Below are 25,102 nucleotides of genomic sequence, written 5' to 3'. Positions count from 1 at the left end.
GGCATCAGGCCGCATAAAACGAACCTAACCTAATGCCTGAATCGCCTTCTCCAGCGCCTCGCGCAGCAGATGGCGGTCGTGGCGATATTTAATATCGCTGGCTTCCAGCGGCTCCTGCACCACCACGCGATCGCCAATCCCCGATACATCCACTTTCGGCCCGACCACGACACCATCGATAATTTTCTTACCAACGTACTGTTCCATCAGGCCCAGCTTATCCGCCAGCGCCAGGCTTGCCGCCGCCGGGCTGAGTTCGCGGCCTAAATTACCGATATAGACCATGGGCGCAGGCGTTCTGCGCAGCGCCTGCGCCAGCTCTTTCACCAGCAGGATCGGCATCAGGCTGGTATAAAAACTTCCCGGCCCAATCAGGATCAGATCGGCCTCGGCAATCGCTTCTACCGCTTCACGCGTTGCGGGTACGCTGGGGTAGGTCATCAGCTCTTTTGGCGGCAGAAGAAGCTGGTCGATATTCACTTCACCATACACTTCGTGATCGTCGGCATCGATCGCCATTAAATCCACCGGCTGTTCAGACATCGGGATCAGGAATGCATCCACCTTTAACAGGTTACGAATTAAATTGATCGCTTCCAGAGGGCGCACGCTAAGGTGATCCAGCGCCTTTAACATCAGATTTCCAAGGTTATGGCCGGAAAGTTCGCCATTCCCGCCAAAACGGTACTCAAACATTGCCGAGGCCACGCTTGGCTCCGTGATGAGCTGGTTAAGGCAATTGCGCATGTCACCCCAGGCAATCCCGCCTTCAGCACGTCGGATCCGCCCGGTTGAGCCGCCGTTGTCCGTTGTTGTCACGATGCCCGTCAGGCGCGAGCCCAGTGACGATAATGACGACATGACGCGTCCCAGACCGTGACCTCCGCCAAGAGCGACCACGCGGTCCAGATCCGCAAAAGTGCGATTGCGCATACCAATTCCTTATCCTGTTAAGCTTGCGTCACAGTAACGCAACTACTCCTAAAAGACGATGCCTCTCACAATCCATAATGACGTATATCAATGCGAAAGCGCTGTTTTTGCGTATTCTGTAGTGAAAATGCACGATAACATCGTTATGTATAAATTTATATAGCGAAAAGCGACAATGGCGAAGTCGCGATTTCCACGCTACTATCGCCATAACCACGTTTTCAAAACTGAAAACATACACTCTAGCCCTGGCGCCTGTGTCGAGAGATATGGCGCCCTGGCCGTGGCGGATTTGCCACCAGGGTACAGAAAGAAATGACTGTGCCTCCCGATCTGGAAAGGTGTACATGGCTTCACAACTTACTGATGCTTTCGCGCGTAAGTTTTTCTACTTACGTTTGTCGATTACCGACGTGTGTAACTTCCGTTGCACCTACTGCCTGCCCGATGGCTACAAGCCGGGCAGCGTCACCAATAACGGCTTTCTCTCCGTGGATGAAGTACGCCGCGTCACGCGCGCGTTCTCTGAACTCGGCACGGAAAAAGTGCGTCTTACCGGGGGAGAGCCCTCCCTGCGCCGTGACTTCCCTGACATCATTGCCGCCGTGCGTGAAAACGAACGTATCCGCCAGATTGCAGTAACCACCAACGGTTACCGCATGGCGCGTGACGTGGCGAACTGGCGCGATGCGGGGCTGACGGCGATCAACGTCAGCGTCGATAGCCTGGACGCCCGTCAGTTCCACGCCATTACCGGCCAGGACAAGTTCCAGCAGGTGATGGACGGCATCGATGCCGCGTTCACCGCCGGTTTCGACAAGGTCAAAGTCAACACCGTGTTGATGCGTGATGTGAACCACCATCAGCTGGACACCTTCCTGGCGTGGATCAAACCGCGCCGCATTCAACTGCGTTTTATTGAGCTGATGGAGACCGGGGAGGGCAGCGAGCTGTTCCGTCGCCATCATATCTCCGGCATGGTTCTGCGCGACGAACTGCTGAAACGCGGCTGGCTCCACCAGATCCGCCAGCGCAGCGATGGCCCGGCGCAGGTCTTTTGTCATCCGGATTATGAAGGCGAAATCGGCCTGATCATGCCCTATGAAAAAGACTTCTGTGCCAGCTGCAACCGCCTGCGCGTCTCCTCCGTCGGCAAGCTCCATCTTTGCCTGTTCGGGGATGGCGGCGTCGATCTGCGCGATTTGCTGGAAGATGACGCCCAGCAGGACGCGCTTGAAGCACGCATTTCCGAGGCGCTGACGCACAAAAAGCAGACCCATTTCCTGCATCAGGGCAACACCGGCATTACTCAGAACCTGTCCTATATCGGCGGGTAATCAGGCTTTAGAAGGAACCAAAAGATGAGTCAGGTAAGCGCGGAATTTATCCCGACACGCATTGCTATTCTTACCGTTTCCGATCGTCGTGGTGAAGAGGATGATACCTCCGGCCACTGGCTGCGCGAGGCGGCACACGAGGCCGGACACCAGATTGTTGATAAAGCGATCGTCAAAGAAAACCGTTACGCCATTCGCGCTCAGGTCTCACAGTGGATTGCGGGTGATGACGTCCAGGTGGTGCTGATCACTGGCGGCACCGGCTTTACCGCAGGCGACCAGGCGCCGGAAGCGCTGCTCCCGCTGTTCGATCGCGAAGTGGAAGGCTTCGGCGAAGTGTTCCGCATGCTCTCGTTTGAAGAGATTGGCACCTCTACGCTTCAGTCCCGTGCCGTTGCGGGGGTGGCGAACAAGACGCTGATCTTCGCCATGCCGGGGTCGACCAAAGCCTGCCGCACCGCGTGGGAAAACATTATTGCCCCGCAGCTGGATGCCCGTACCCGTCCGTGTAATTTTCATCCCCATTTAAAGAAATAAGCTATGTCACAACTGACCCACATAAACGCCGCTGGCGAAGCGCATATGGTGGATGTCTCCGCCAAAGCCGAAACGGTGCGCGAGGCGCGTGCTGAAGCGTTCGTCACCATGCTGCCGGAGACGCTGGCGATGATTATCGACGGCAGCCATCACAAGGGTGACGTGTTTGCCACCGCCCGCATCGCCGGTATTCAGGCCGCTAAACGTACCTGGGACCTCATCCCGCTCTGCCATCCGCTGATGCTCAGCAAAGTGGAGGTAAATTTGCAGGCGCAGCCGGCGCATAACCGCGTGCGTATCGAGTCCCTGTGCCGCTTAACCGGGAAAACCGGCGTGGAGATGGAGGCGTTGACGGCGGCCTCCGTGGCGGCGCTGACCATCTACGACATGTGTAAAGCGGTACAGAAAGATATGGTGATTGGCCCGGTGCGTCTGCTGGCAAAAAGCGGCGGCAAATCCGGTGATTTTAAGGTGGAAAGCCATGATTAATGTGCTCTTTTTTGCCCAAGTCCGTGAGCTGGTGAATACCGACAGCCTGACGCTGGACGGCGCTTTCGAAAACGTCGCCGCCCTGCGTGCGCATCTGGCGGCGCAAGGCGACCGCTGGGCGCTGGCGCTGGACGAAGGCAAACTGCTGGCCGCCGTGAACCAGACGCTGGTGGAGTTGACCCACCCGCTGGCCGATGGGGACGAAGTGGCCTTCTTCCCGCCAGTTACAGGGGGTTAAGATGACGGAAACCCGAATTCTGGTCAGCCATGAGCGTTTTAACGTGGGCACGGAATATGACTGGCTGGCCGGGCGCGACGAAGACGGCGCGGTCGTGACGTTTACCGGGAAAGTGCGTAATCATAATCTCGGCGACAGCGTAAAAGCGCTGACGCTGGAGCACTATCCGGGAATGACCGAAAAATCGCTGGCGGCCATTGTGGAAGAGGCGCGAGGCCGCTGGCCGCTGGGGCGCGTTACGGTTATCCATCGCATCGGCGAAATGTGGCCCGGCGAAGAGATTGTGTTTGTCGGCGTCACCAGCGCCCATCGCGGGAGTGCTTTTGCGGCGGGGGAGTTCATCATGGATTACCTTAAAACCAAAGCGCCGTTCTGGAAGCGTGAAGCGACGCCGGAAGGTGAGCGCTGGGTGGAATCGCGCGACAGCGACAAACAGGCTGCCAGCCGCTGGTAACAGGTTTACGTGGATGTGTTAGTCTTAACGTGTGTGTTTACTTAATCAGGAGTGAATCATGGACCGATTTCCGCGTTCCGATTCGATAGTTCAGCAGACCCGTAGCGGGCTGCAAACCTACATGGCTCAGGTGTATGGCTGGATGACGGTTGGCCTGCTGCTTACCGCGTTTATCGCGTGGTATGCGGCAAATACGCCTGAACTGATGATGTTTATCTTCTCCAGCAAAATCACCTTCTTTGGGCTGATTATTGCGCAACTGGCGCTGGTGTTCGTGCTCTCCGGGCTGGTGCATAAGCTCAGCGCGGGTATGGCGACCACGCTGTTTATGCTCTATTCGGCGCTGACCGGGCTGACGCTTTCCAGTATTTTCATCGTTTACACCTACTCTTCCATCGCCAGCACGTTTGTGGTGACCGGCGGGATGTTCGGTGTGATGAGCCTGTACGGGTACACCACCAAACGTGACCTGAGCGGCTTCGGCAACATGCTGTTTATGGGGCTGATTGGGATTGTGCTGGCGTCGCTGGTGAACCTGTGGCTGAAGAGTGACGCGCTGATGTGGGCGGTGACCTATATCGGGGTGGTGATCTTCGTGGGCTTAACCGCCTATGACACCCAGAAGCTGAAAAACATCGGTGAACAAATTGATGTTCGCGACAGTTCAAACCTGCGCAAATACTCGATTCTGGGCGCGCTGACGCTTTATCTGGATTTCATCAACCTGTTCCTGATGCTGCTGCGTATCTTCGGCAACCGTCGCTAGTTATTTCCCCTCACCCTAACCCTCTCCCTCAGGGAGAGGGGATTGCACGGTGCGGGCTTTTCTCCCTCTCCCCGTGGGAGAGGGCCGGGGTGAGGGCATCAGACCGCAGCGCTACCCGACACAACTCACTTCGCTAACATCCTCTCGTTCTTCGCGCGCAGCTTCTTCGCCCGACTCTCCAGCACCAGATAACAGACCGTTGCCAGCGCCAGCGGCAGGAAGTAGTAGATCATGCGGTACGCGAGCAGGGCGGCGATAATCGTCCCGTGAGACACATGCTCCCCTGCAAGCAGCGCGATAAACACCGCTTCCAGTACGCCAATACCCGCCGGAATATGCACAATCACCCCGGCAATACTGCTTACCAGCAGCACGCCCAGCACGAAGAAGTAGTTCACATCTTCGCCAATCAACAGCCAGATAATGGCCCCCATCGCCATCCAGTTAGCGCTGGAAACCACCATTTGCAGGACGGCAAACTTCCATGACGGCAGCACCAGCTTCTGGCCTTTAATGGTCATGTGGCGACGTTTGGCAAAGGCGCAGGCCCACAGGTAGGCCGCGATGATCAGCAGCAGTACGATGCCCAGAATGCGCAGCGTGGCCTCATCGATATACCAGTGCGCAGGTAGCTGCACCACGCCGATGGCGAAAATCACCCCGCCGAGGAGAATATAGCCCAGCCAGTTGGTGGTGATGCTTAAGGAGAAAATACGCGTGATGGTGCCGCCCGGTAAGCCAAGGCGGGAGTACAGGCGATAGCGCATACCAATCCCGCCCACCCAGGTGCTCAGCGTCAGGTTAAAGGCGTAGCAGATGAATGACACCAGCATGACCTGCCGCTTTGCCAGCTTGTGCCCGCAGTAGGCGCGCCCTAACAGGTCATAGCAGCCGTACATCAGGTAGCTCACAATCACCAGCCCAACGGCTCCCAGCAGGACTGTCCGGTTGTAGTTGCGAATAACCTTCCACACCTCTTCCCAGTCCACCTTCTGGGCATACACCACCAGCAGGACCGCGACGGCAATGAAGAACAGCCAGGTCAGGATTTTTTTCGCCAGCCGCCAGCGAGGATGAGATTTCGACATCAGGTTTTCCCTCCATCTTCCGCCTCTACGCGGTCCTGGGTTTCCATTTCGGGTTGCACAGGCGGATCCACCAGCGCCAGTTTCGGCGTATGCGCGGGCAGCCAGCCCACCATGGCCGGGAAGTGGCGCAGGAAGTGGAACACCACCACGCCGATGCCCACGTTCCACCAGCTGCGTTTCGGCACCATGGACTCATCCACCCGCACGCAGTCTTTATTGATCAGACCCTGAAGGTTATCGCGCAGGGTCTGATTAAACTGGCGATCGTGGATGATGAGGTTCGCTTCCAGATTGAGCGATAAGCTCAGCGGATCAAGGTTGCTGGAGCCAACGGTCGCCCAGTGGTCATCCATCACGGCGACTTTGCCGTGCAGCGGACGGCGGCGATATTCATAGATCTGCACGCCGCTTTTGACCAGATAGCGATAGAGCAGACGCGCGCCCACCTTCACAATTGGCATATCGGGCTCACCCTGCACGATAAGCTTCACGCTCACGCCGCGTCGGGCCGCGTTGCGCATGGCGTGCAAAATCCGGTAACCGGGGAAGAAATAGGCGTTGGCAATAATCACCTCGCGCTTCGCGTTCGCCAGCATCTTCAGGTAATGACGCTCGATATCGTCCCGGTGCTCCTCGTTATCCCGCCAGACAAACAACGCCTGCGCCTCGCCGGGCTTGCGGTTCTCTTCCGGACGATGACGGCGTCGCCACCAGCGGCGAGCGGCCTCTTTGCCGGGTAAGTTTTCCAGCACGAACAGCTGGATATCCTGAACTACCGGCCCCTCAATGCGGATTGCATAATCCTGTTTGGCCTCAGGACCGTAATCCGACATATGCTCGGCGGAGTAGTTAATGCCGCCAACGAAGGCCACCGTTTCATCCACCACCACAATTTTGCGGTGCATTCGACGGAACAGGTTGGTGCGCATGCCGAACAGACGCGGGCCGGGATCGTAATAGCGGAAAACCACCCCTGCGGCGGTGAGCTCGTTAACAAATTCGTCGCTGAGATCCGGCGAACCATATCCGTCGAGCAGAACCTCGATTTTTACACCGCGACGGGCGGCATGCAGCAGGGCGCTGTGCAACTGCCTGCCCACGTCGTCTTCAAACCAGATAAACGTTTCCAGAAAGACTTTCTGCTGCGCGTGGCTAATCGCCTCAAAAACCGCCGGATAGTAGTTATCGCCATTTTCCAGCAGCGTAATACGGTTACCTTCCTGCCATGTGCATTTCATAAGTGGATCTCCGCGCTGAGTGGGGCATGGTCGGAGAGATGTCGCCAGTTGAGTAGAGCCAGCGCCGTCGGGCTGCTGGCGTGGGCATTTTTTACGTAGATACGGTCAAGGCGCAGCAGGGGGAAGCGCACCGGAAACGTCCGCGCGGGACGACCGCGTGCGCGGGTGAAAATCTCTTCCAGCCCCGCATTCACCTTCAAAGGATGGTTGGCCCGCTGTCGCCAGTCGTTGAAATCACCGGCCACCACCACGGGCTCGCCCTCCGGCAGCGCATTGGTCCAGTCTGCCAGCATCTGTAGCTGGGCCTGACGGTGGGCTTCACGCAGGCCAAGATGAACACAGCCTACATGAATGGGAAAATCGAGCGCCGGGGGGGTGATACGACAGTATAACAGCCCGCGTTTTTCGCTCTCGCCAACGGAGACGTCCCGGTTCTCATAATGCTCGATAGGAAAACGCGACAGCACCGCGTTTCCGTGATGCCCCTCCGGGTAGACCGCATTGCGCCCGTAGGCGTAATCGCTCCACATAGTATCCGCCAGAAACTCGTAATGGGGCGTGTCGGGCCAGTTTTCGAAATGCATCGGGTGCACTTCGTGCGCGCCCATGACCTCCTGGAGGCAGACAATATCGGCGCTGACGGTGCGTACCGCGTCGCGCAGCTCCGGTAAAATGAAGCGGCGGTTAAATGCTGTGAAGCCCTTATGAATGTTTATCGTCAGCACCTTAAGCGAGAAATGCTGCGTTTTTTTGCTCATAAACACCTTCCTGGGTGACTATCCCGATGAAAATAAAGTGTAGTAGGCGTCACAAAAAGATGCGGCGTTACGGAATTTTCCGTAAAGTGCGGTAGTCTGAATTAGCAGAGAAAAATCCTTCAGGAGAGAAGCCATGAAGTGGCAACAACGCGTTCGTGTCGCAACCGGTTTGAGTTGCTGGCAGATAATGTTGCATTTACTGGTCGTGGCCGTACTGGTGATGGGCTGGATGAGCGGCACGCTGGTGCGCGTCGGCTTAGGGTTATGCGTGGTTTACGGCGTGACCGTGCTGTCGATGCTGTTTTTACAGCGTCACCACGACGCGCGCTGGCGTGAAGTGGGTGATGTGCTCGAAGAGCTCACCACCACCTGGTATTTTGGTGCGGCAATGATCGTCCTGTGGCTGTTGTCACGCGTGCTGCAAAACAACCTGCTGCTGGCCCTGGCGGGTCTGGCTATCCTCGCAGGGCCTGCGGTGGTGTCGTTACTCACCAAAGAGAAAAAGCTACGCGATGTTTCGTCTAAACATCGCATAGGCCACTGAGCCCGTTGTGGCCGCGATGACCAGTAGCGGCCACAAACTTCCCCATACAATATCCAGACTCGCATCCTTCAGATAGATTTGCTTGGTGATATCCGTGAAGTGACGAATCGGGTTTATCCACGTCAAATCCTGTAACCACACCGGCATGTTCTCCACTGGCGAAACGTACCCTGAAAGCAAGATCGCCGGCATCATAAAGACAAACACCCCGATAAACGCCTGCTGCTGCGTTGAGCAGAGCGCGGAAATCAGCAGCCCAAACCCCACCAGCGACAGGCCGTAAATTACCATCGTGAAGTAAAACAGCGCCAGCGATCCGGCAAACGGGATCTGGTACGCCCATATTCCCACCCCCAGCACGATGGTGGCCTGGAACGTCGCGACAATCAGTGCCGGCACCGCCTTGCCGACAAAAATCTGCCAGGTGGCGAGCGGCGAGACCAGCAGCTGATCCAGCGTACCTTGCTCACGTTCGCGCGCCACGGACAGCGAGGTGACAATCATCACGCCAATGGTGGTGATCATGGCGATCAGCGACGGCACCACAAACCATTTGTAGTCCAGGTTCGGGTTGTACCAGTTGCGCACCACCAGCTCGCTGTTGTTGGGTTTGGGTTTGCCCGCCATCAGCTCCTGCTGGTAATCCTTCACCACCTGTTGCAAATAGTTCGCCGCAATCTGGGCGCTGTTGGAGTTACGTCCGTCGAGGATCAGCTGCATCGGCGCGGTCTGGAAGGTGTCCAGGTTGCGGGAGAAGTCCGCCGGGAAGCGCACCAGCAATAATGCTTTCTGCATGTCGATGGTGGGCTGGATCGCCTGCGGGCTTTCCAGAAGCAGGACATGGGTAAAGGCTTTGGCGCGGGCGAAACGCTGCGTCAGCTCGACGGAATGCTTGCCGTTGTCTTCGTTGTAAATGGCGATGGTGGCGTTGGTGACCTCCAGCGTGGCGGCAAACGGAAACAGTACAACCTGAAGCAGCACCGGCAGCACCAGAATGGCGCGGGTCTGCGGCTCGCGCAGCAAGGATTGCAGCTCTTTGCGGATCAATGTCCATAAACGGTGAAACATCGCGTCGTCCTCCTGTCGGGTGGCGCTTGCGCTTACCCGACCTACAAAATCCGATGGCTAATCTAATCTTCTTTTGGTTTTCATCCACGTCAGCCCGATAAACATCACCGCCGACGCCAGCAAAAACAGGGTATTGATGATCAGCACCACCGGAATATTCCCCGCCAGGAACAGGCTTTGCAGGGTACTGACAAAGTAGCGCGCCGGAATGATGTAGGTCACGGCGCGGATCACCGCTGGCATACTGTCTATCTGGAAGATAAAGCCGGAGAGCATAATCGACGGCAGGAAGGCGGCATTAAGCGCCACCTGCGCGGCGTTAAACTGGTTGCGGGTGATGGTGGAAATTAACAGACCCATCCCCAGCGTGCTGAGCAAAAACAGGCTGGTAATAAAGAACAGCAGCACCAGCGAGCCGCGGTACGGCACGCCAAGAATAAATACCGAGACCAGCATACAGAGCAGCATCGCCAGCATGCCGAGGAAGTAGTAGGGGATCAGCTTGCAGAGCAAAAGCTCGACGCGCGTCACTTCGGTGGAGAGCAGCGCCTCCATGGTGCCGCGCTCCCATTCGCGGGCGATCACCAGCGAGGTGAGGATCGCGCCAATCACCGTCATGATAATCGTCACCGCCCCCGGAATAATAAAGTGCTGGCTGATGGCGGCAGGGTTAAACCAGTAGCGCGTCTGCACGTCAATCAGCGGTTCAAACTTTTCCCCCCGGTCTTCGGCGCGCTGCATCTGCCAGAGCTGCCAGATACCCTCCGCGTAGCCCTGCACGAAGTTGGCGGTGTTTGGCTCGCTGCCGTCGGTGATCACCTGAATCGGGGCATCGGCGCCCGGGCGTGCCATGTTGGCGGCGAAATCGACCGGGATGACGATCAGACCGCGAATTTTTCCGGCCTGCATTTTCTGGATCAGTTCCTGCCGGTTGTCGCTGATGGTGGCATCGATGTAGGGCGAGCCGGTCATGGCGTGGGTAAAGTCCAGCGCCTCTTCGCTCTGTTGCTCCAGCAGGATCCCGACCCGCAACTTGCTGGAGTCGAGGTTAATCCCGTAGCCGAAAATAAACAGCAGCAGCAGGGGGATCACCACCGCAATCAGCCAGCTGCTGGGGTCACGCACAATCTGCCGCGTCTCTTTGACGCACAGGGCGCGCACCCGGCGCCAGGAAAGGGCGTTACTGCGCATGAGTATTCTCCTTATCCCAGTCGTGGATGAGGGTAATAAACGCCTGCTCCATGGTCGGGTCTGGCTGCGCGTCGTCGGCGGCCTGCGCTTTCAGGTCATCCGGCGTGCCGTGGGCAATCAGCTTGCCACGATAGACCAGCCCGATACGGTCGCAATACTCCGCCTCGTCCATAAAGTGGGTGGTGACCATCACGGTCACGCCTTTTTCCACCATGCTATTGATATGCAGCCAGAACTCGCGGCGGGTAATGGGGTCAACGCCCGAAGTCGGTTCATCCAGAAACAGAATATCGGGCTCGTGCATCAGTGAGCAGGCCAGCGCCAGCCGCTGTTTGAAGCCAAGCGGCAGCGCGTCGGTCGCGTGTGAGGCGATATCGGTCAGGCCGAAGGCGTCGCACATGCGGCCGATCTTCTCATTCTGCGCCCGTCCCCGCAGGCCGTAGACGCCGGAGAAAAATCGCAGATTTTGCTCCACCGTCAGGTTGCCGTAGAGCGAAAACTTCTGCGCCATATAGCCCAGGTGCTGGCGCGCCTTGCCGGAGCTGACTTTGAGATCCATGTTCAGCACCAGCGCTTTGCCGGACGTCGGTACCAGCAGGCCGCACATCATTTTAAAGGTGGTGGATTTTCCCGCGCCGTTCGGCCCGAGCAGGCCGAAGATCTCACCGCGCTTCACGGCAAAATTGACGTTATCGGTGGCGGCGAAATCACCGAATTTTTTGGTGAGCGATTTCGCTTCAATGACCGTTTCGCCCGGCGTGCCTTCCACCGTGTGCAGGATGGCACCAAGCGGTGATTCTGAGGTTCCCGCCCCGCCCAGCAGATCGATAAACGCATCTTCAAAGCGCGGCGCGGTCTCTGTCATGTCGATCTCAGGCATCCCCTGCGCACGGCGGATATCGTCGGCGGTAGTCTCTTCTTTGAGGATCACGCGCACCGAACGGCCCTGAATCATCCCGTCGCTCACCTGCGGCAGCTTGAGCACCCGTTGCAGCAGCGTGCGGTTGGATTCCTGCGGGCTGTGCAGCAGAAAACTGCGCCCGGCCATGGTTTGCGTCAGCTCGGTAGGTTCGCCCTGATAGAGCAGTTCGCCTTCATTCATCAGCAGCACGTCGCGGCACTGTTCTGCTTCGTCGAGGTAGGAGGTGCTCCAGAGGATCAGCATCCCGTCACCCGCCAGCTCGTGCACCATCTGCCACAGCTCGCGGCGGGAAATCGGGTCCACGCCCACGCCGGGTTCATCCAGCAAGAGCACCTTCGGTTCGCCCACCAGCGTGCAGGCCAGCCCCAGCTTCTGCTTCATCCCGCCGGAAAGTTTGCCCGCCAGCCGGTCGGTGAACGGGCCGAGGGAAGTAAACGCCAGCAGACGCTCAAAGGTTTTCTGCCGGGTTTCGCCGGTAACGCTGCGCAGATCGGCATACAGGTTCAGGTTTTCCATTACCGTCAGATCTTCGTACAGACCAAACTTCTGCGGCATATAGCCGAGTATGCCGTGGAGCGCCGCGTCGTCTTTGATCGGATCGAGGCCAAGCACGCTGGCACTGCCTTCATCCGGCTTCAGCAATCCCGCCAGCATCCGCATCAGCGTGGTTTTGCCCGCGCCGTCCGGCCCCACCAGCCCGGTCACATAGCCTTTCTGGATCGTACAGTTCAGCGGCGCGACCGCCGGTTTAGCCATTCCCGGGAAGCGTTTGACCAGATTATTGAGCTGGATAACCGCATCATTCATGTCGTTCCCCGTCGTTTAAGGTCACGGTAACAGGCATGCCCTGACGCAGCGCGTCGTCCGCATCGGTGACGATGATGCGCAGGCGATACACCAGGTCGGTACGCAGGTCCGGGGTTTCAACGGTTTTTGGCGTGAACTCGGCGGTAGGAGAGACGAAGCCCACTTTGCCGTGATACGGCTTGTCCGGGCGACCGTCGGTATAGAGCAGCAGTTCGCGGCCCGGCTGCATCTGGCCAAGATTTGGCTCATCAATGTAAGCGCGCACCCACACCGGACGGGTTAAGGAGAGCGTTAACACGGTGCTGCCCGCGCTGAGCATGCTGCCCGGCTCCACGGCGCGGGTCATCAGCGTGCCGTCAGACGGGGCGACTAACGTGGTGTCGTGCAGATCCAGCTCCGCCTGGGCTAACTGCGCCTGCGCCTGCTCAAGGCTGGCCTTCGCCTGGGCAATGTCCTGCGCACGGTTACCGGTGCGGTACTGGCTTAACTTATCCTGGGCAGATTTCAGCGTTGCCTGCGCCTGGTCGCGGGATGAGCGCGCGTTTTCCAGGTCGTTGGCGGAAATAGTGCGGCTTTTCCATAAGCCTTGCTGACGGTTATAGAAATTCTGCGCATAGTCATAGGCGGCTTTTGCCTGCTTAACGGCAGCGGCCGCCTGGGAGATCTCTTCGTCACGGTAGCCCGCCAGCATCAGGTCGTATTGCGCCTGTGCAACGGAAACGCCTGCTTTTGCCTGCATCAGCGCGTTCTCAAACGGGGCTTTGTCCAGCATCCCCAGCGTCTGCCCGGCTTTGATGGCATCGCCTTCGTCAACGTTCAGCGAGGCCAGCCGCCCGCCGACGCGGAAGCTCATGTTCACGGTGCGGATATCCACGTTGCCGTACAGCGTCAGGCCACGATCCTGCTGGCTCTGATACCACAGCCAGCCACCGATTCCCGCAGCAAGTAACACAACAACCACCAGAATGATGGCGACAGGTTTTTTCATGACTTCTGGCTCCTTTGCGTTAAGCCTTGCAGGATCAGATCAACGTGACAGGTAATGACCTGGCTAATTTGCGCGGCTTTATCCTCATCGAATTGTGTCCAGCCCGTACGTAACAGGATGGTCTCACGCCCCAGACGGAAGGCGAGCACTTCGCCCAGCAGGGCGTGGGTATGCAAAATGGTGTCGGTATCGCTGGCGTCCCGTCCGGTATAGGCGGCGATCAGCCGGGTCAGATGGCCGTGCATCGGGGCGATCACCTGATCGTGCACCAGCTGGTACGCGGCAGTGGGGGAGAGCTGCTCGCGCGAGATAAATTTGCTCAGGTTCAGCGTATCGTCGTGCGTCAGCAGGCGGATCATGTTGTGACAGGCGTTAAGGATCAACTGGCGGATGGCAGCCCGGTCCGGCTCTGGCTGGCTGAACAGCGCGGTGGCTTCTTCCACATGCGGGCGAAAGCTGGTGCCGATAAAATCCGCGATCCACTGGGCACAGGCGAGGTATAAATCCTCTTTTGAGCCAAAATAGTAGGTAATGGCCGCAATATTCTGCCCGGCCTGAGCGGCGATATCCCGCGTGGTGGCATGCAGACCATACTCGCCAAACTGCGCCAGCGCAGCGGCGATAAGCTGACTTTTCGCCTGTTCGCCTTTGATTGTTGTGGGTGTTGTATTCATAGCGGCATTAAAAATTAATCAATCGATTGATTAAGATTATGCCTGATTCCAGTATACGTCGAGTCATCGCCGGGGATATTTTATGCGCCACGTCACAAAAGCTGCTACACTCCGCACCTTCGCGACATTGTGGTTTTTGTCCTTCTATTCGCTATATCTCCCTGAAAACTACACCTGTGATGGTCGGGGCGGTTCGGAGTTTTTATGTCTTTTGATTCCCTTGGTCTGAACCCGGAAATTCTGCGCGCCATCGCAGAGCAGGGCTACGTTGAGCCAACCCCCATCCAGCAGCAGGCCATTCCGGCCGTTTTGCAGGGTCGTGACCTGATGGCAAGCGCGCAGACCGGTACTGGTAAGACCGCGGGCTTTACCCTGCCGCTGCTGGAGCTGCTGGTAAAAAACCAGCCGCACGCCAAAGGCCGTCGTCCGGTGCGTGCGCTGATCCTCACCCCAACCCGCGAACTGGCAGCCCAGATTGGCGAGAACGTGCGTGAATACAGCCGCTATCTCAACATTCGTTCGCTGGTGGTTTTCGGCGGGGTAAGCATTAACCCGCAGATGATGAAGCTGCGCGGCGGCGTGGACGTGCTGGTGGCAACGCCGGGGCGTCTGCTGGATCTGGAACACCAGAACGCGGTGAAGCTCGATAGCGTTGAAATTCTGGTGCTGGACGAAGCCGACCGCATGCTCGACATGGGCTTCATCCACGACATTCGCCGCGTGCTGGCTAAACTGCCTGCGCGTCGTCAGAACCTGCTCTTCTCCGCGACCTTCTCCGACGAGATCAAGGCGCTGGCGGAAAAGCTGCTGCATAACCCGCTGGAAGTGGAAGTCGCGCGCCGCAACACCGCCTCCGAACAGGTGACGCAGCACGTTCACTTTGTGGATAAGAAGCGCAAGCGGGAACTGCTCTCCCAGATGATCGGCCAGGGCAACTGGCAGCAGGTGCTGGTCTTTACCCGCACCAAGCACGGCGCCAACCACCTGGCGGAACAGCTGAATAAAGACGGCATCCGCAGCGCGGCTATTCACGGCAACAAGAGCCAGGGCGCGCGTACCCGTGCGCTGGCTGATTTTAAATCCGGCGACATTCGCGTGCTGGTGGCAACCGACATCGCCGCTCGTGGCCTGGACATTGAAGAGCTGCCGCACGTGGTGAACTACGAGCTGCCAAACGTGCCGGAAGATTACGTACACCGTATCGGCCGTACCGGACGCGCGGCGGCAACCGGGGAAGCGCTCTCTCTGGTTTGCGTGGATGAACACAAGCTGCTGCGCGACATCGAACGCCTGCTGAAGAAAGAGATCCCGCGCATTGAAACCCCGGGTTATGAAGTGGACCCGTCGATCAAAGCCGAGCCAATTCAGAACGGTCGTCAGGGCGGCGGGCGCGGTCAGGGCGGCGGTGGTCGCGGCCAGCAGCCGCGTCGTTCAGAAGGTGGCGCACCGAAATCTTCGGGCAAACCGCCGCGTCGTCATAACGACAGCAAACCGGCCGGTGAAAACCCGTGGCGTAGCGGCGAAGGGAAACCGGCAGGCGAGGGGCAGCGCCGACGCCGCCCGCGTAAACCTGCTAACCCGCAGTAATCTGGAAGCCCGGTCGTAAAGCCGGGCTTTTCTTTTTGCGGCAGCGGAGAGAAAGTGCCACAATAGTGGCTGTTTATACAGTATTTCAGGTTTTCCGATGGCTTTAACCGCTGCGCTCAAGGCGCAAATTGGCGCATGGTATAAGGCGCTACAACAGCAGATCCCCGATTTTATCCCCCGAGCCCCGCAGCGGCAGATGATTGCCGACGTGGCAAAAACGCTCGCCGGGGACGACGGGCGACATCTGGCGATTGAAGCCCCGACCGGCGTCGGGAAAACCCTGTCGTATCTCATTCCCGGCATTGCCATCGCGCGGGAAGAAGACAAAACGCTGGTGGTCAGCACCGCCAACGTGGCCTTGCAGGATCAGATCTTCAGCAAAGATTTACCGCTGCTGCGCAAAATTATCCCCGATTTACGCTTCACCGCCGCCTTTGGTCGCGGGCGCTACGTCTGCCCGCGCAATCTGGCGGCGCTGGCCAGCAGTGAACCCTCCCAGCAGGATCTGCTCGCGTTTCTTGATGACGAGCTGACGCCAAATAACAAGGCGGAGCAGGAGCAGTGCGCAAAGCTGAAGGCCGATCTCGACGGCTACAGGTGGGACGGCCTGCGGGATCACACCAGCCAGGCAATCGGCGACGACCTGTGGCGCAGGCTCAGCACCGATAAAGCGAGCTGCCTGAACCGCAACTGTCACTACTACCGCGAGTGCCCGTTCTTTGTCGCCCGGCGTGAGATTCAGGAAGCGGAGGTGGTTGTCGCCAACCACGCGCTGGTGATGGCCGCCCTGGAGAGTGAAGCGGTCCTGCCGGAGCCCAAAAACCTGCTGCTGGTGCTTGATGAAGGTCATCATCTGCCCGACGTGGCACGGGATGCGCTGGAGATGAGCGCGGAAATTACCGCCCCGTGGTTTCGCCTGCAACTGGATCTGTTCTGCAAGCTGGTGGCAACCTGCATGGAGCAGTTCCGCCCGAAAACCACGCCGCCGCTGGCGGTCCCGGAGCGGTTGAGCGAGCACTGTGAAGAGGTGTACGGCCTCATCGCCTCGCTGAATAACATTCTCAACCTGTATCTCCCCGCCACCCAGGAAGCGGAACACCGCTTTGCGATGGGTGAGTTGCCGCAGGAAGTGATGGAGATTTGCCAGCAGCTGGCGAAGCACCTTGAAAAGCTGCGCGGGCTGGCGGAGATGTTCTTAAACGATCTCAGCGAGAAAACCGGTACCCATGACGTGGTGCGCTTGCACCGCATTCTGCTGCAAATGAACCGCGCGCTGGGCATGTTTGAGGCGCAGAGCAAACTCTGGCGGCTGGCCTCAATGGCGCAGGCATCCGGGGCGCCAGTGACTAAGTGGGCCACCCGCGAAGTGCGGGACGGGCAGGTACATCTGTTCTTCCACTGCGTGGGCATTCGCGTGGCCGATCAGCTGGAAAAGCTGATCTGGCGCAGCGTGCCGCACGTGGTAGTGACGTCGGCGACCCTGCGTTCCCTGAACAGCTTCTCAAGGTTGCAGGAAATGAGCGGCCTGAAAGAGAAAGCGGGCGACCGTTTTGTGGCCCTTGACTCGCCGTTCAACCACTGTGAGCAGGGCAAGCTGGTGATCCCGCGCATGAACTATGAGCCGCTTATCGATAACGAAGAGCAGCATATTGCGGAAATGGCGGCCTACTTCCGCGAGCAGGTTGAGAGTAAAAAATATCCCGGCATGCTGGTGCTGTTTGCCAGTGGCCGCGCGATGCAACGCTTCCTTGAGCACGTCACCGATTTGCGCTTACTCCTGCTGGTGCAGGGCGATCAGCCGCGCTATCGGCTGGTGGAAACCCACCGTAAACGTATTGATAACGGCGAGCGCAGCGTGCTGGTGGGGCTACAGTCCTTTGCGGAAGGGCTGGATTTGAAAGGCGACTACCTGACGCAGGTGCATATCCATAAAATCGCTTTCCCGCCCATCGACAGCCCGGTAGTGATCACCGAAGGCGAATGGCTGAAAAGCCTCAACCGTTATCCGTTTGAAGTGCAAAGCCTGCCTGCGGCGTCGTTTAACCTGATCCAGCAGGTCGGGCGCTTGATCCGTAGCCACGGCTGCTGGGGCGAGGTGGTGATTTATGACAAACGTCTGCTCACCAAAAACTATGGCCAGCGGCTGCTGAATGCGCTGCCGATCTTCCCGATTGAGCAGCCGGACGTGCCGGAAGTAAAAAAACGCCCGGCAAAACTTGCTGCCGGGCGTCGAAAAAGCTTCCGTGCTAAGGGGCGCGGTCCTACTGGTAAGTGAATGTCACCTGAATCACGCTGCTGAATGTCCCGGCAGTGACGGGCATTGAGGTGGCATAGTAACGTGCGGACAGGGGAAAGGTTGCTGTGTGGTCACCCGGATTGATGGCGGCGTTAAAGGCGGCCTGCGGGGCAATCAGTATTTTGTCCTGTCGGTCTGCCAGCTCCAGCGCCAGTCCCTTTGCGCTACCGATATTGGCAAATTTTGTCGGATGCACGCTGTCTGCCTGGCCATAGAAAAAGGCCGTGGCAAGCGCCAGCGTGGCAGGGCAGTGCGATACGGACAGGGAAAAGTCTTTCCACTCGCCGGTATCCCCCACGTCTTTAAAACTGCCCGACACCGCCTGGCCTAAGTCCACCGTCAGGTTGCGGCTGGCTCTGTCAATGACGCAGGTATTGGCGTAAATATTTCCCGTCATCTGGATCTGAATATCGTCTGCGTGGGCCTGGGCCAGTAAGCCCACCGCCAGAAACGCGATTGTCTTTTTCATGTCGGTCACTTATAGGCGAGAGTGATGGTTGCTACGGTGTTGGCGGGGCCGGGCGTCACCACATCGCTGATCTGCTCGTAGCGAACCTGAAAGGGGATATCCAGCGTTTCATTGGCAACGGCCTGGCTTTGGGTGCTGACGTAGGTGTCAAAGGTCGCAATGCGGTCATCAAACAGCATTCTCACCCCGACGCCCGTTGCCATGCCTGTCTGCTTCGTCAGTTTGATCACCCCCTCGAATGCCGTCTCGTAGCCGTTAGCACTGGTGATTTTTAGCTCAGGCTGAACGGTTGTGTCACAGTTAACGGTGATATTAAACGTTTGAGCGGGGCTGGATAAAAACCCCACGCTCATAAAATCACTGACGGGAAAATCACCCAAATTAACGGTGAGATTTTTTGGCGAAACAGAGCAGGTGACTTGATGCAAAATGACGTTACCTGCATACGCAATATGGTTAGGGCTGCCGATCCCTTCGTGACCGAAAACGCCAATGCCAAATTCGGTCTGAGACTGCACCAGCGTGCCGGAGGTCACGGCGTCGCTTGTTTTGACCAGTTCAAGCGTGACGTCAAAGTTGAACGACTGTGTGCCATCACCAGAAACATAGCCAACAGGCGTTCCGCGTGAATCGCACTGTACTCCGCCTGCTCCGCTGATTCGCTGACCCTGATCGTTCATCAATGCGACCCCGACACCCGGTACGCCGGATTCATATACTCCCTTCAGCCCCGGAATTTCCGCTCCGGTACCGTAGTAACACGAGACAATTTCCAGTCCGCTGTCGATACTCTGATCGCAGTGCCCGGCAACATGAACGCTCTGCTCTGTACCCGGAATGGTTGCGCCAACCGCCAGCGTCGTGGGGACAGAGATGGAGGCCACATTAATCATTTTGGGCAGATCCGGCGTGGTGCAGGTCGCCTTCGCATGCGGCATAAATAACGCGGCGGTTCCCAGAACCAGTAAGAAAAAGCACTGTTTAATCATCTGCATAATCGTTAGCCTGAACGGTGGATCAGTGACACTGCGCGGCAGCGTTAATGATGCTGGTTTTCTCTTTCTCATCCGTTAGCGCATAGTCAGCGACGCAGTGCTCGCTCGCCTCCTGTCCCCAGGAAACGATGAGATGCCCTTGCTGTGGCAGACCCGAGAGGTAGGTCTGGCCGTCATTCCCGACAATAAATTCGCTGTCCTTATCCCCGGTGGTGACCGTTGCGCCGAAGGGCAGCGGTTTACCATTTTGTGTAAGCGTCATCAGGACGCGGTTACCCACGCGGGTAGTAAAGCTGGCGCGCACCACGGCCCCGCGGGTCGGCGTCACGATCTGCGCCGCGTGGGTGACGTCGGCATCGTCCGGCAGCGTTTCGGTATCCAGCGCGATAGTGTTATGGCGATACGCGGTCACGAACGGCACGACGGTATAGCCGCGGAAGTCGGTCTCCACGCCTGTCTGGTTGGTAATATGGGTGCCGTGCGTACCCGGCGCTTTCACCAGCGCGATGGTTTCACCGAGCGGCTGGCTCAGGGTGATCCCGTTAGCGTGGGCCACCACGCCACCCTGCAAACCGACGTTCAGGGTCTGCTGATACTTATCCTGACTGACGCCTGCGCTCACTTCGCCGTAGGTTGCTTTGTAATCGGCGTTGATGCTGGTGGAGTTACCGCTGCCGGTGTTGCTCAGCCCTTCCTGGATATTCCAGTTCAGGTTGTCTTCTTTCAGCGCCGTACCGTTCAGGCCAATGTTCTGCGTGGTGCCGTCTTTGGTGTTGTTCAGGTTGTAGGTGGCCCAGGTGTTATGCATCCAGCGATCCAGCGGAACCGAAACGCTCAGCGAGAACTGGTTGTCGTTTGTTACCTCATTACCGTTTTCATCGCTGTCGTGGGTGTTTTTGTTCATGCTGTAGCTGAGGCTGTAGCTCACGCCGTGCCAGCTGTTGTTGTAGCTGACGCTCAGGGAAGTCATGTCCTGACTCTGGCTCCAGTAGGTTTCCTTCACCATGCTCAGCGTGACCGACCCCCAGCCTTCTGGCAGCGTCTGGTCAACGGTGGCTTCGGTACGGGCGCGGCGCTGCTGGGGAGCAGACCAGTCGTCGGAGCGGGTATACGACTCCATGGTGTCGTCCAGGGTGTAAAACCCCTTGCTGTTATAGCGATAGCCCGCAAGGGTAAAGTTGGTGCCCGAACCGGCGAAATCTTTGCTGTAACGGATGCGCCATGACTGGCCTTTGCTGGACTTCTGTTTTTTCAACAGGGCTCTGGCGCGGGTCACGTCAATGGAGAATGCCCCTAAATCGCCCATGTTTTTCCCGGCGCCAATCGCCTGAGACTGATAATGGCTGCTCTGCTGCACGCCGCCGTAGGCCGTGTAACCATAAGGTAAACCGTAGATGGCGCTCCCCTGGGCAAACGGGGTCTTTTCAACGTCTTTGTCATAAGAGCGATAGCGCCCGGCGGTTACGCTGTAGCGCAGGTTTTTTTCACGCTGCAATACCGGCACGGAGGCAAACGGCACGACGAAATGACTTTCGCTGCCGTCAGTTTCTTTCACTGTGACCTGGAGGTCGCCGCTGCTGCCGGTGGGGTAGAGGTCGTTAATTTCGAACGCGCCAGGCGCGACCGTATTCTGATAAATCACGTATCCGTTCTGGCGGACCATTACCAGCGCGTTGCTGTGGGCGGTGCCGCGAATAATGGGGGCATAGCCTTTTTTGCTGTCCGGCAACATGTCGTTGTCGGATTTCAGCTCCACGCCGGTGTAGGGGACGCTGTCAAAAACGTCGGCAGGCGAGGTGCTTTGCCCTACCGTCACGTCACTTTTCATCGCCACAATATCGCGTTGCGCATAGGTATAAACGGAGGTGAATTTCTGTTCCTCCTCGTTACCCGTGGTGCTGCGATTCCAGGTGGAGTAGTTACGAACGCGCCATGCCCCGATGTTGAAGCCGGGACGCAGGTTAACGTACTGGCTGCTGCTATCCTCTTCACCCTGCTGGCGCGCATGGCTCTGGCTGGCGTTGACGCTGTAGTTAAGCAGGCCCGCGTTGATCCCTTCGTCAAACTCTTTCGGGTCGATGTAACCGCGAGGAACCTGTCCAAGCGCCTTTTGCGGAATGCTCAGCAGCAGTTGCTGGTTGCGCACGCGAAAGGTCGCGGATGCCGAAGGGATGGCGTGTAGATCGGCGCACTGACCCTCTACCATCAGCCGTGGATAGTTTTGGGTTTTGATCCCGAGGCGCTTTAATTCGTCCAGTGTAAAACAAGGCTGAAGCGTGCTGGTGCCCTGTGGATCTTTAACTAAGTTAAAGGTCACGTCGCGGGTATCAATTTTATTGTTATTGATAAAAACCGCGACCTGATATTTACCTGGCGCCTGGCCGGGACCTTTTTCATAGACAGACAGATCGGTCTTTCCCTGCTGCGGGTTATCAATGTCCAGCAGGGCGGGGTTAAAATAATCATCAGCCAAAACCTGCTGCGCAAAGATCGCCATTGCCAGGCAAAAAATAGCCATCAGCAATGACGAAAATCGGCAGGTGAACGGCTTTTTATGGCTGTACATGATGATTTTATTACCGGGTAATACGATTAATGAACGGGTTTAGACCATGTCTGGCTGATGCTGCCGTAATCGGTAATAATGGAATACGCGACGGTCGAGCCTCCGACGTTGCCAGGTAAAGCAAAATGCGTTTCAGTTTTCGGCACGGCCCAGGTGGCTTTCGTGACTTTCTGACCATTGAGGGTGACGGTCTGAAAATTCATATAGAAAGGTGTGGGATTATTCACCACTAAATCATTACCTTCGCGATGCCATTCAAGTTTATCGGCCACATCTTCAGGTCTGCCTTTTACCGCTGACGGGCGATAGAGCAATTTAATGCGGGTATTAATGGCAATTTGCAGCGTATTTACGCCTTCAACATGCTTCGAGGACGGGATCGCTTTAATATTCAGCCAGTACAGAGATTCCCTGTCTTCCGGTAAATTTCCTCCCGTACGGACCACGCGCAGGACGTTATCCTCTTTCGCGTCCAGCCGGAAAAGCGGCGGGGTGATCAGGAACGGGGCATTAGCCTGGTTTTTACCGCCAGAATCGACCCAGGACTGCACCAGATAATCCGTGGTATCCGGGTTTGAAAGACCAAGAGATGATTCCTTTTTATCTCCCTGATAGACCAGGCGGGTGCCATTAATCACAACACCCGCCTGTGCCGAGGCTGCTACCAGTAAAAGAGTGCTCAGTAAATAACCGTGGCGCATAAAGATTTCTCAATAAAAAGATGAGATATTAATGCCCGCAAAAGCATTAATATCTCAGGATTGATAAGATCAGTTATAAATAACGGTGAAGGTCGATACAGAGTTAGCGGGGCCTGCGGTGACTGCCGCCTGGGTTTGAATATAACGTGCGCCGAACTCCAGATCGTTAACCGCCGTGCCGGAGGCTAAAGGATATTGCTGCGAAGGGGTATACAGGGTGACAGGCTGCCCGGACGTGTCAACCAGCTGAATAGCTACACCGGTAGCCGCATCGGTATCGGGCGTTAATGCCAGCGCGGCATTATTATCCGCATCCGGGGTACCACCGAAGTTAATTGCAGCCGAGGTTACGGTTTCCGGACAATTGGTTAACTTAATATCAAACTTCGTTAATGTGCTGGTAGAGCCTGCGCCGGTAAATACCGTTTTAGATACTTTTCCCAACTGAACATTTAATGGATTACTTAATCCATTCACGACCTGGCAAGCAGAATCGATAATTTCTCCGGTGAAATTAATCTGCCCTTCACCGTTGGTTGCCGCAAATGCGGATGCAGAACATCCCACCGTTGCGGCGATAAACAACCCTAATGCAACCTTGTTCATAGTAAATCCCAATGTGTTTCTGGCAAAAACGTTGCCTGGACGTTTTCACCGTTGACCTTTAATGACTTTCAGATGTTTATTTAATCAAAAAAAGGGCAGAGACGAATCTTTTGTCCCAATCACAAATAATGCAAATAATGCTTGAGTTTATTTTTTTTACCTGAAAACAGCAGGTTGATAATGATCACAAAACACTATCGGGTGCGTGTTCATCGGGCTATATTGTTAACAAGATGATGCTGTCAGGAGAAATGTCGTGGATTACCGCAAAATTATCAAAGAGGTAGGGCGTGGGAAAAACCATGCTCGCGATCTGGACCAGGAAACGGCCCGTGCGTTGTACACGCATATGCTGAATGGCGACGTGCCGGAACTGGAAATGGGCGGCATTCTGATTGCGCTGCGTATCAAAGGGGAAGGTGAGGCAGAGATGCGCGGTTTTTATGAGGCCATGCAGTCGCAGACGATGCGTTTAACCCCGCCCGTCACGAAGCCGATGCCGATTGTGATCCCGACCTACAATGGCGCGCGTAAGCAGGCAAACCTCACGCCGCTGCTGGCTATTCTGTTGCAGAAACTCGGTTTCCCGGTGGTGGTGCATGGCGTGAGCGAAGATCCAACGCGCGTGCTGACAGAGACCATTCTGGAATTATTAGGCATCGAACCTACTCTCCATGCTGGCCAGGCGCAGGCCAAACTGGAGGGGAACCAGCCGGTCTATATTCCCGTGCGCGCGCTCTGCCCGCCGCTGGAAAAGCAGCTGGACATGCGCTGGCGTATGGGAGTTCGTAACAGCGCCCACACCCTGGCGAAGCTGGCGACGCCGTTTGCCGAAGACGCCGCGCTACGTCTTTCCAGCGTCTCCCATCCGGAGTATGTGACGCGGGTCGGGCAATTCTTTGCCGAAATCGGCGGGCGGGCGCTGCTGATGCACGGGACGGAAGGGGAGGTTTACGCCAACCCGCAGCGTTGTCCACAGCTGATGCTGATTGAGCCTGCCGGGACGCGGGTCGTGCTGGAGCGTGGGGAAGAGAACAGCGGTGTGATCCTGCCTGAGTCGAAAGATCCGCAGGTCACCGCGCACTGGATCGTGCAGTGTCTGGCCGGAAAGGTGCCTGTTCCGCAGTCGATCAAGCTGCAAATGGCCTGTTGCCTGCTGGCGGCAGGGGAAGTGGCATCCGTGGAAGCCGGATTGCAGCGCGTGGCGCAGTCGTTTTAAGCAAAAAAAGCCCGTCCAGTGGCGGACGGGCAAACAAGGGTAACAACAACAGGGTCAATGAGGGTTGGAGCATCTCACCAGAGGGTATGGTGAGGGTGGAGCATAATTTGTTCGATTACTTGTAGATAACCGCAGTACCGCTCAGTTTGTTATTACCGTTAGTGGAGGTGATGGTGTATCCACTTGCGCCAGCAGCGGCCGCTTTTTCCGCCAGTTTTGCTTCCAGACCGTCCAGCGTGGTCGCGCCTTCAGCACTCACCACCCCGATTTTGTTCAGATCCTGTGCCTGAGTAGAGGAGACTGGCTCCACGGCGAAAGCGCCGAAAGAGAGAGCGGACAGGGCAACAGCGGCAACAGCATATTTGATGGTTTTCATAGGTCAATTCTCGCAGGTTATTCTGTTAAGGGGACGATGTTCCGTCGATGTGATAAGTATCACGGTTTTTAGCGGAAGATAAAATAGAAGAGAATTGACGTGGTTGCTCAAAAAAATTGAATGACAAATAACTTATTGATTATTAATAAATTCAGAAGCGCAATTGACACTTCTTGTGGATGCGCTTTACAGAAGCCATCGGAAGGGCACGTTTTGCTACGCGTTTCGCTAAAAGTCGTGAGCGTAAAGTAAACG

General features: G+C 56.9%; 25 protein-coding genes and 1 riboswitch. Of the genes, 10 read left to right on the top strand and 15 right to left on the bottom strand.

The features are described from left to right. Positions 1–24 precede the first annotated feature (24 nt). Positions 25–933 (bottom strand): uridine diphosphate-N-acetylglucosamine-binding protein YvcK, encoded by a 909-nt coding sequence (gene yvcK, locus ACNQ0W_RS01710; RefSeq protein ID WP_062932163.1) that lies wholly within the window; start codon positions 931–933, stop codon positions 25–27. A gap of 226 nt (positions 934–1,159) precedes the next feature. Continuing rightward, positions 1,160–1,293, top strand: a riboswitch (molybdenum cofactor riboswitch). Here yvcK and moaA point away from each other — a divergent pair. The 6 genes from moaA (at position 1,281) to ACNQ0W_RS01680 (ending at position 4,754) form a co-directional block, all read left to right on the top strand. Next, the gene (moaA, locus tag ACNQ0W_RS01705) at positions 1,281–2,270 is read left to right on the top strand and encodes a GTP 3',8-cyclase MoaA (RefSeq protein ID WP_062932162.1); all 990 of its coding nucleotides are present in this window, start codon (positions 1,281–1,283) and stop codon (positions 2,268–2,270) included. (Overlaps the previous riboswitch by 13 nt.) A gap of 24 nt (positions 2,271–2,294) precedes the next feature. Further along, positions 2,295–2,807: a molybdenum cofactor biosynthesis protein B gene (moaB, locus tag ACNQ0W_RS01700; protein ID WP_045334163.1), complete on the top strand. Its 513-nt coding sequence runs from the start codon at positions 2,295–2,297 to the stop codon at positions 2,805–2,807. Between the two features lie 3 nt (positions 2,808–2,810). After that, positions 2,811–3,296, top strand: a complete 486-nt coding sequence (gene moaC, locus ACNQ0W_RS01695) for a cyclic pyranopterin monophosphate synthase MoaC (protein WP_017384934.1) — start codon at positions 2,811–2,813, stop codon at positions 3,294–3,296. Further along, the gene (moaD, locus tag ACNQ0W_RS01690; protein WP_062932161.1) at positions 3,289–3,534 is read left to right on the top strand and encodes a molybdopterin synthase sulfur carrier subunit; all 246 of its coding nucleotides are present in this window, start codon (positions 3,289–3,291) and stop codon (positions 3,532–3,534) included. The genes moaC and moaD overlap by 8 nt, the downstream gene beginning before the upstream one ends. Position 3,535: 1 nt before the next feature. Beyond that, positions 3,536–3,988, top strand: coding sequence for a molybdopterin synthase catalytic subunit MoaE (moaE, locus tag ACNQ0W_RS01685; protein WP_062932160.1), 453 nt, complete (start codon positions 3,536–3,538; stop codon positions 3,986–3,988). A 58-nt stretch (positions 3,989–4,046) separates the two neighbouring features. After that, a complete protein-coding gene (locus tag ACNQ0W_RS01680; protein ID WP_015571081.1) occupies positions 4,047–4,754 on the top strand; it encodes a Bax inhibitor-1 family protein in 708 nt (235 codons plus the stop codon). Between the two features lie 125 nt (positions 4,755–4,879). On the opposite strand, the gene ACNQ0W_RS01675 is transcribed toward ACNQ0W_RS01680, so the two are convergent. Genes ACNQ0W_RS01675 through ACNQ0W_RS01665 form a run of 3 tightly spaced genes read right to left on the bottom strand, consistent with a single transcriptional unit; the run spans position 4,880 to position 7,838 of the window. Beyond that, entirely contained in the window at positions 4,880–5,842 is a 963-nt protein-coding gene (locus tag ACNQ0W_RS01675) for a lysylphosphatidylglycerol synthase domain-containing protein (protein ID WP_062932159.1), read from the bottom strand. After that, complete coding sequence (clsB, locus tag ACNQ0W_RS01670; protein WP_047364663.1) at positions 5,842–7,080, bottom strand: cardiolipin synthase ClsB; 1,239 nt, start codon at positions 7,078–7,080, stop codon at positions 5,842–5,844. The genes ACNQ0W_RS01675 and clsB overlap by 1 nt, the downstream gene beginning before the upstream one ends. Further along, complete coding sequence (locus tag ACNQ0W_RS01665; protein WP_047053083.1) at positions 7,077–7,838, bottom strand: endonuclease/exonuclease/phosphatase family protein; 762 nt, start codon at positions 7,836–7,838, stop codon at positions 7,077–7,079. Before ACNQ0W_RS01665 ends, clsB begins: the two co-directional genes overlap by 4 nt. 133 nt (positions 7,839–7,971) lie before the next feature. Here ACNQ0W_RS01665 and ACNQ0W_RS01660 point away from each other — a divergent pair, with 133 nt between their 5' ends. After that, positions 7,972–8,382, top strand: a complete 411-nt coding sequence (locus ACNQ0W_RS01660; protein WP_003858499.1) for a YbhQ family protein — start codon at positions 7,972–7,974, stop codon at positions 8,380–8,382. Here the strand turns inward: ACNQ0W_RS01660 and ACNQ0W_RS01655 are convergent. From ACNQ0W_RS01655 to cecR, 5 genes are read right to left on the bottom strand one after another with little or no spacing between them, the layout of a single operon-like run. Then, a complete protein-coding gene (locus tag ACNQ0W_RS01655) occupies positions 8,344–9,450 on the bottom strand; it encodes an ABC transporter permease (RefSeq protein WP_062932157.1) in 1,107 nt (368 codons plus the stop codon). The genes ACNQ0W_RS01660 and ACNQ0W_RS01655 overlap by 39 nt on opposite strands. Positions 9,451–9,507: 57 nt before the next feature. Continuing rightward, entirely contained in the window at positions 9,508–10,641 is a 1,134-nt protein-coding gene (locus ACNQ0W_RS01650) for an ABC transporter permease (RefSeq protein ID WP_047740623.1), read from the bottom strand. After that, on the bottom strand, positions 10,631–12,370 hold the full coding sequence (locus tag ACNQ0W_RS01645) for an ATP-binding cassette domain-containing protein (RefSeq protein ID WP_062932155.1): 1,740 nt from the start codon (positions 12,368–12,370) through the stop codon (positions 10,631–10,633). The genes ACNQ0W_RS01650 and ACNQ0W_RS01645 overlap by 11 nt, the downstream gene beginning before the upstream one ends. Further along, positions 12,363–13,358, bottom strand: a complete 996-nt coding sequence (hlyD, locus tag ACNQ0W_RS01640) for a secretion protein HlyD (protein ID WP_023296152.1) — start codon at positions 13,356–13,358, stop codon at positions 12,363–12,365. Before hlyD ends, ACNQ0W_RS01645 begins: the two co-directional genes overlap by 8 nt. Beyond that, positions 13,355–14,032 (bottom strand): transcriptional regulator CecR, encoded by a 678-nt coding sequence (gene cecR / locus ACNQ0W_RS01635; RefSeq protein ID WP_062932154.1) that lies wholly within the window; start codon positions 14,030–14,032, stop codon positions 13,355–13,357. The genes hlyD and cecR overlap by 4 nt, the downstream gene beginning before the upstream one ends. 204 nt (positions 14,033–14,236) lie before the next feature. On the opposite strand from cecR, the gene rhlE reads away from it, so the two are divergent. Continuing rightward, the gene (gene rhlE / locus ACNQ0W_RS01630) at positions 14,237–15,619 is read left to right on the top strand and encodes an ATP-dependent RNA helicase RhlE (protein ID WP_062932153.1); all 1,383 of its coding nucleotides are present in this window, start codon (positions 14,237–14,239) and stop codon (positions 15,617–15,619) included. A 97-nt stretch (positions 15,620–15,716) separates the two neighbouring features. Further along, positions 15,717–17,894, top strand: a complete 2,178-nt coding sequence (gene dinG, locus ACNQ0W_RS01625; RefSeq protein ID WP_047053093.1) for an ATP-dependent DNA helicase DinG — start codon at positions 15,717–15,719, stop codon at positions 17,892–17,894. On the opposite strand, the gene ACNQ0W_RS01620 is transcribed toward dinG, so the two are convergent. The 5 genes from ACNQ0W_RS01620 to ACNQ0W_RS01600 form a co-directional block, all read right to left on the bottom strand. Beyond that, complete coding sequence (locus tag ACNQ0W_RS01620) at positions 17,881–18,384, bottom strand: fimbrial protein (protein WP_062932152.1); 504 nt, start codon at positions 18,382–18,384, stop codon at positions 17,881–17,883. The two genes, dinG and ACNQ0W_RS01620, sit on opposite strands and share 14 nt — an antisense overlap. Before the next feature lie 5 nt (positions 18,385–18,389). Next, positions 18,390–19,379 carry a fimbrial protein gene (locus tag ACNQ0W_RS01615; protein ID WP_062932151.1) on the bottom strand — a complete coding sequence of 330 codons (990 nt, stop codon included), beginning with the start codon at positions 19,377–19,379 and terminating at the stop codon, positions 18,390–18,392. A gap of 22 nt (positions 19,380–19,401) precedes the next feature. Then, positions 19,402–21,945: a fimbria/pilus outer membrane usher protein gene (locus ACNQ0W_RS01610; protein WP_074135636.1), complete on the bottom strand. Its 2,544-nt coding sequence runs from the start codon at positions 21,943–21,945 to the stop codon at positions 19,402–19,404. A 26-nt stretch (positions 21,946–21,971) separates the two neighbouring features. Continuing rightward, positions 21,972–22,646 carry a molecular chaperone gene (locus ACNQ0W_RS01605; RefSeq protein WP_062932150.1) on the bottom strand — a complete coding sequence of 225 codons (675 nt, stop codon included), beginning with the start codon at positions 22,644–22,646 and terminating at the stop codon, positions 21,972–21,974. Between the two features lie 69 nt (positions 22,647–22,715). Then, complete coding sequence (locus tag ACNQ0W_RS01600; RefSeq protein ID WP_047053102.1) at positions 22,716–23,252, bottom strand: fimbrial protein; 537 nt, start codon at positions 23,250–23,252, stop codon at positions 22,716–22,718. A gap of 256 nt (positions 23,253–23,508) precedes the next feature. On the opposite strand from ACNQ0W_RS01600, the gene ybiB reads away from it, so the two are divergent. Further along, positions 23,509–24,471: a DNA-binding protein YbiB gene (gene ybiB / locus ACNQ0W_RS01595; RefSeq protein WP_047053105.1), complete on the top strand. Its 963-nt coding sequence runs from the start codon at positions 23,509–23,511 to the stop codon at positions 24,469–24,471. 115 nt (positions 24,472–24,586) lie between these two features. Here the strand turns inward: ybiB and ybiJ are convergent, their stop codons facing one another. Next, entirely contained in the window at positions 24,587–24,847 is a 261-nt protein-coding gene (gene ybiJ, locus ACNQ0W_RS01590; protein WP_003858474.1) for a DUF1471 family protein YbiJ, read from the bottom strand. Positions 24,848–25,102 lie beyond the last annotated feature (255 nt).

The sequence above is a fragment of the Enterobacter cloacae complex sp. 6730903 genome, assembly GCF_048283985.1.
Lineage (GTDB): Bacteria > Pseudomonadota > Gammaproteobacteria > Enterobacterales > Enterobacteriaceae > Enterobacter > Enterobacter hormaechei_C.
The sequence above is the reverse complement of the archived record's forward strand: the minus strand, read 5'-3'. Positions and strand labels throughout refer to the sequence as shown.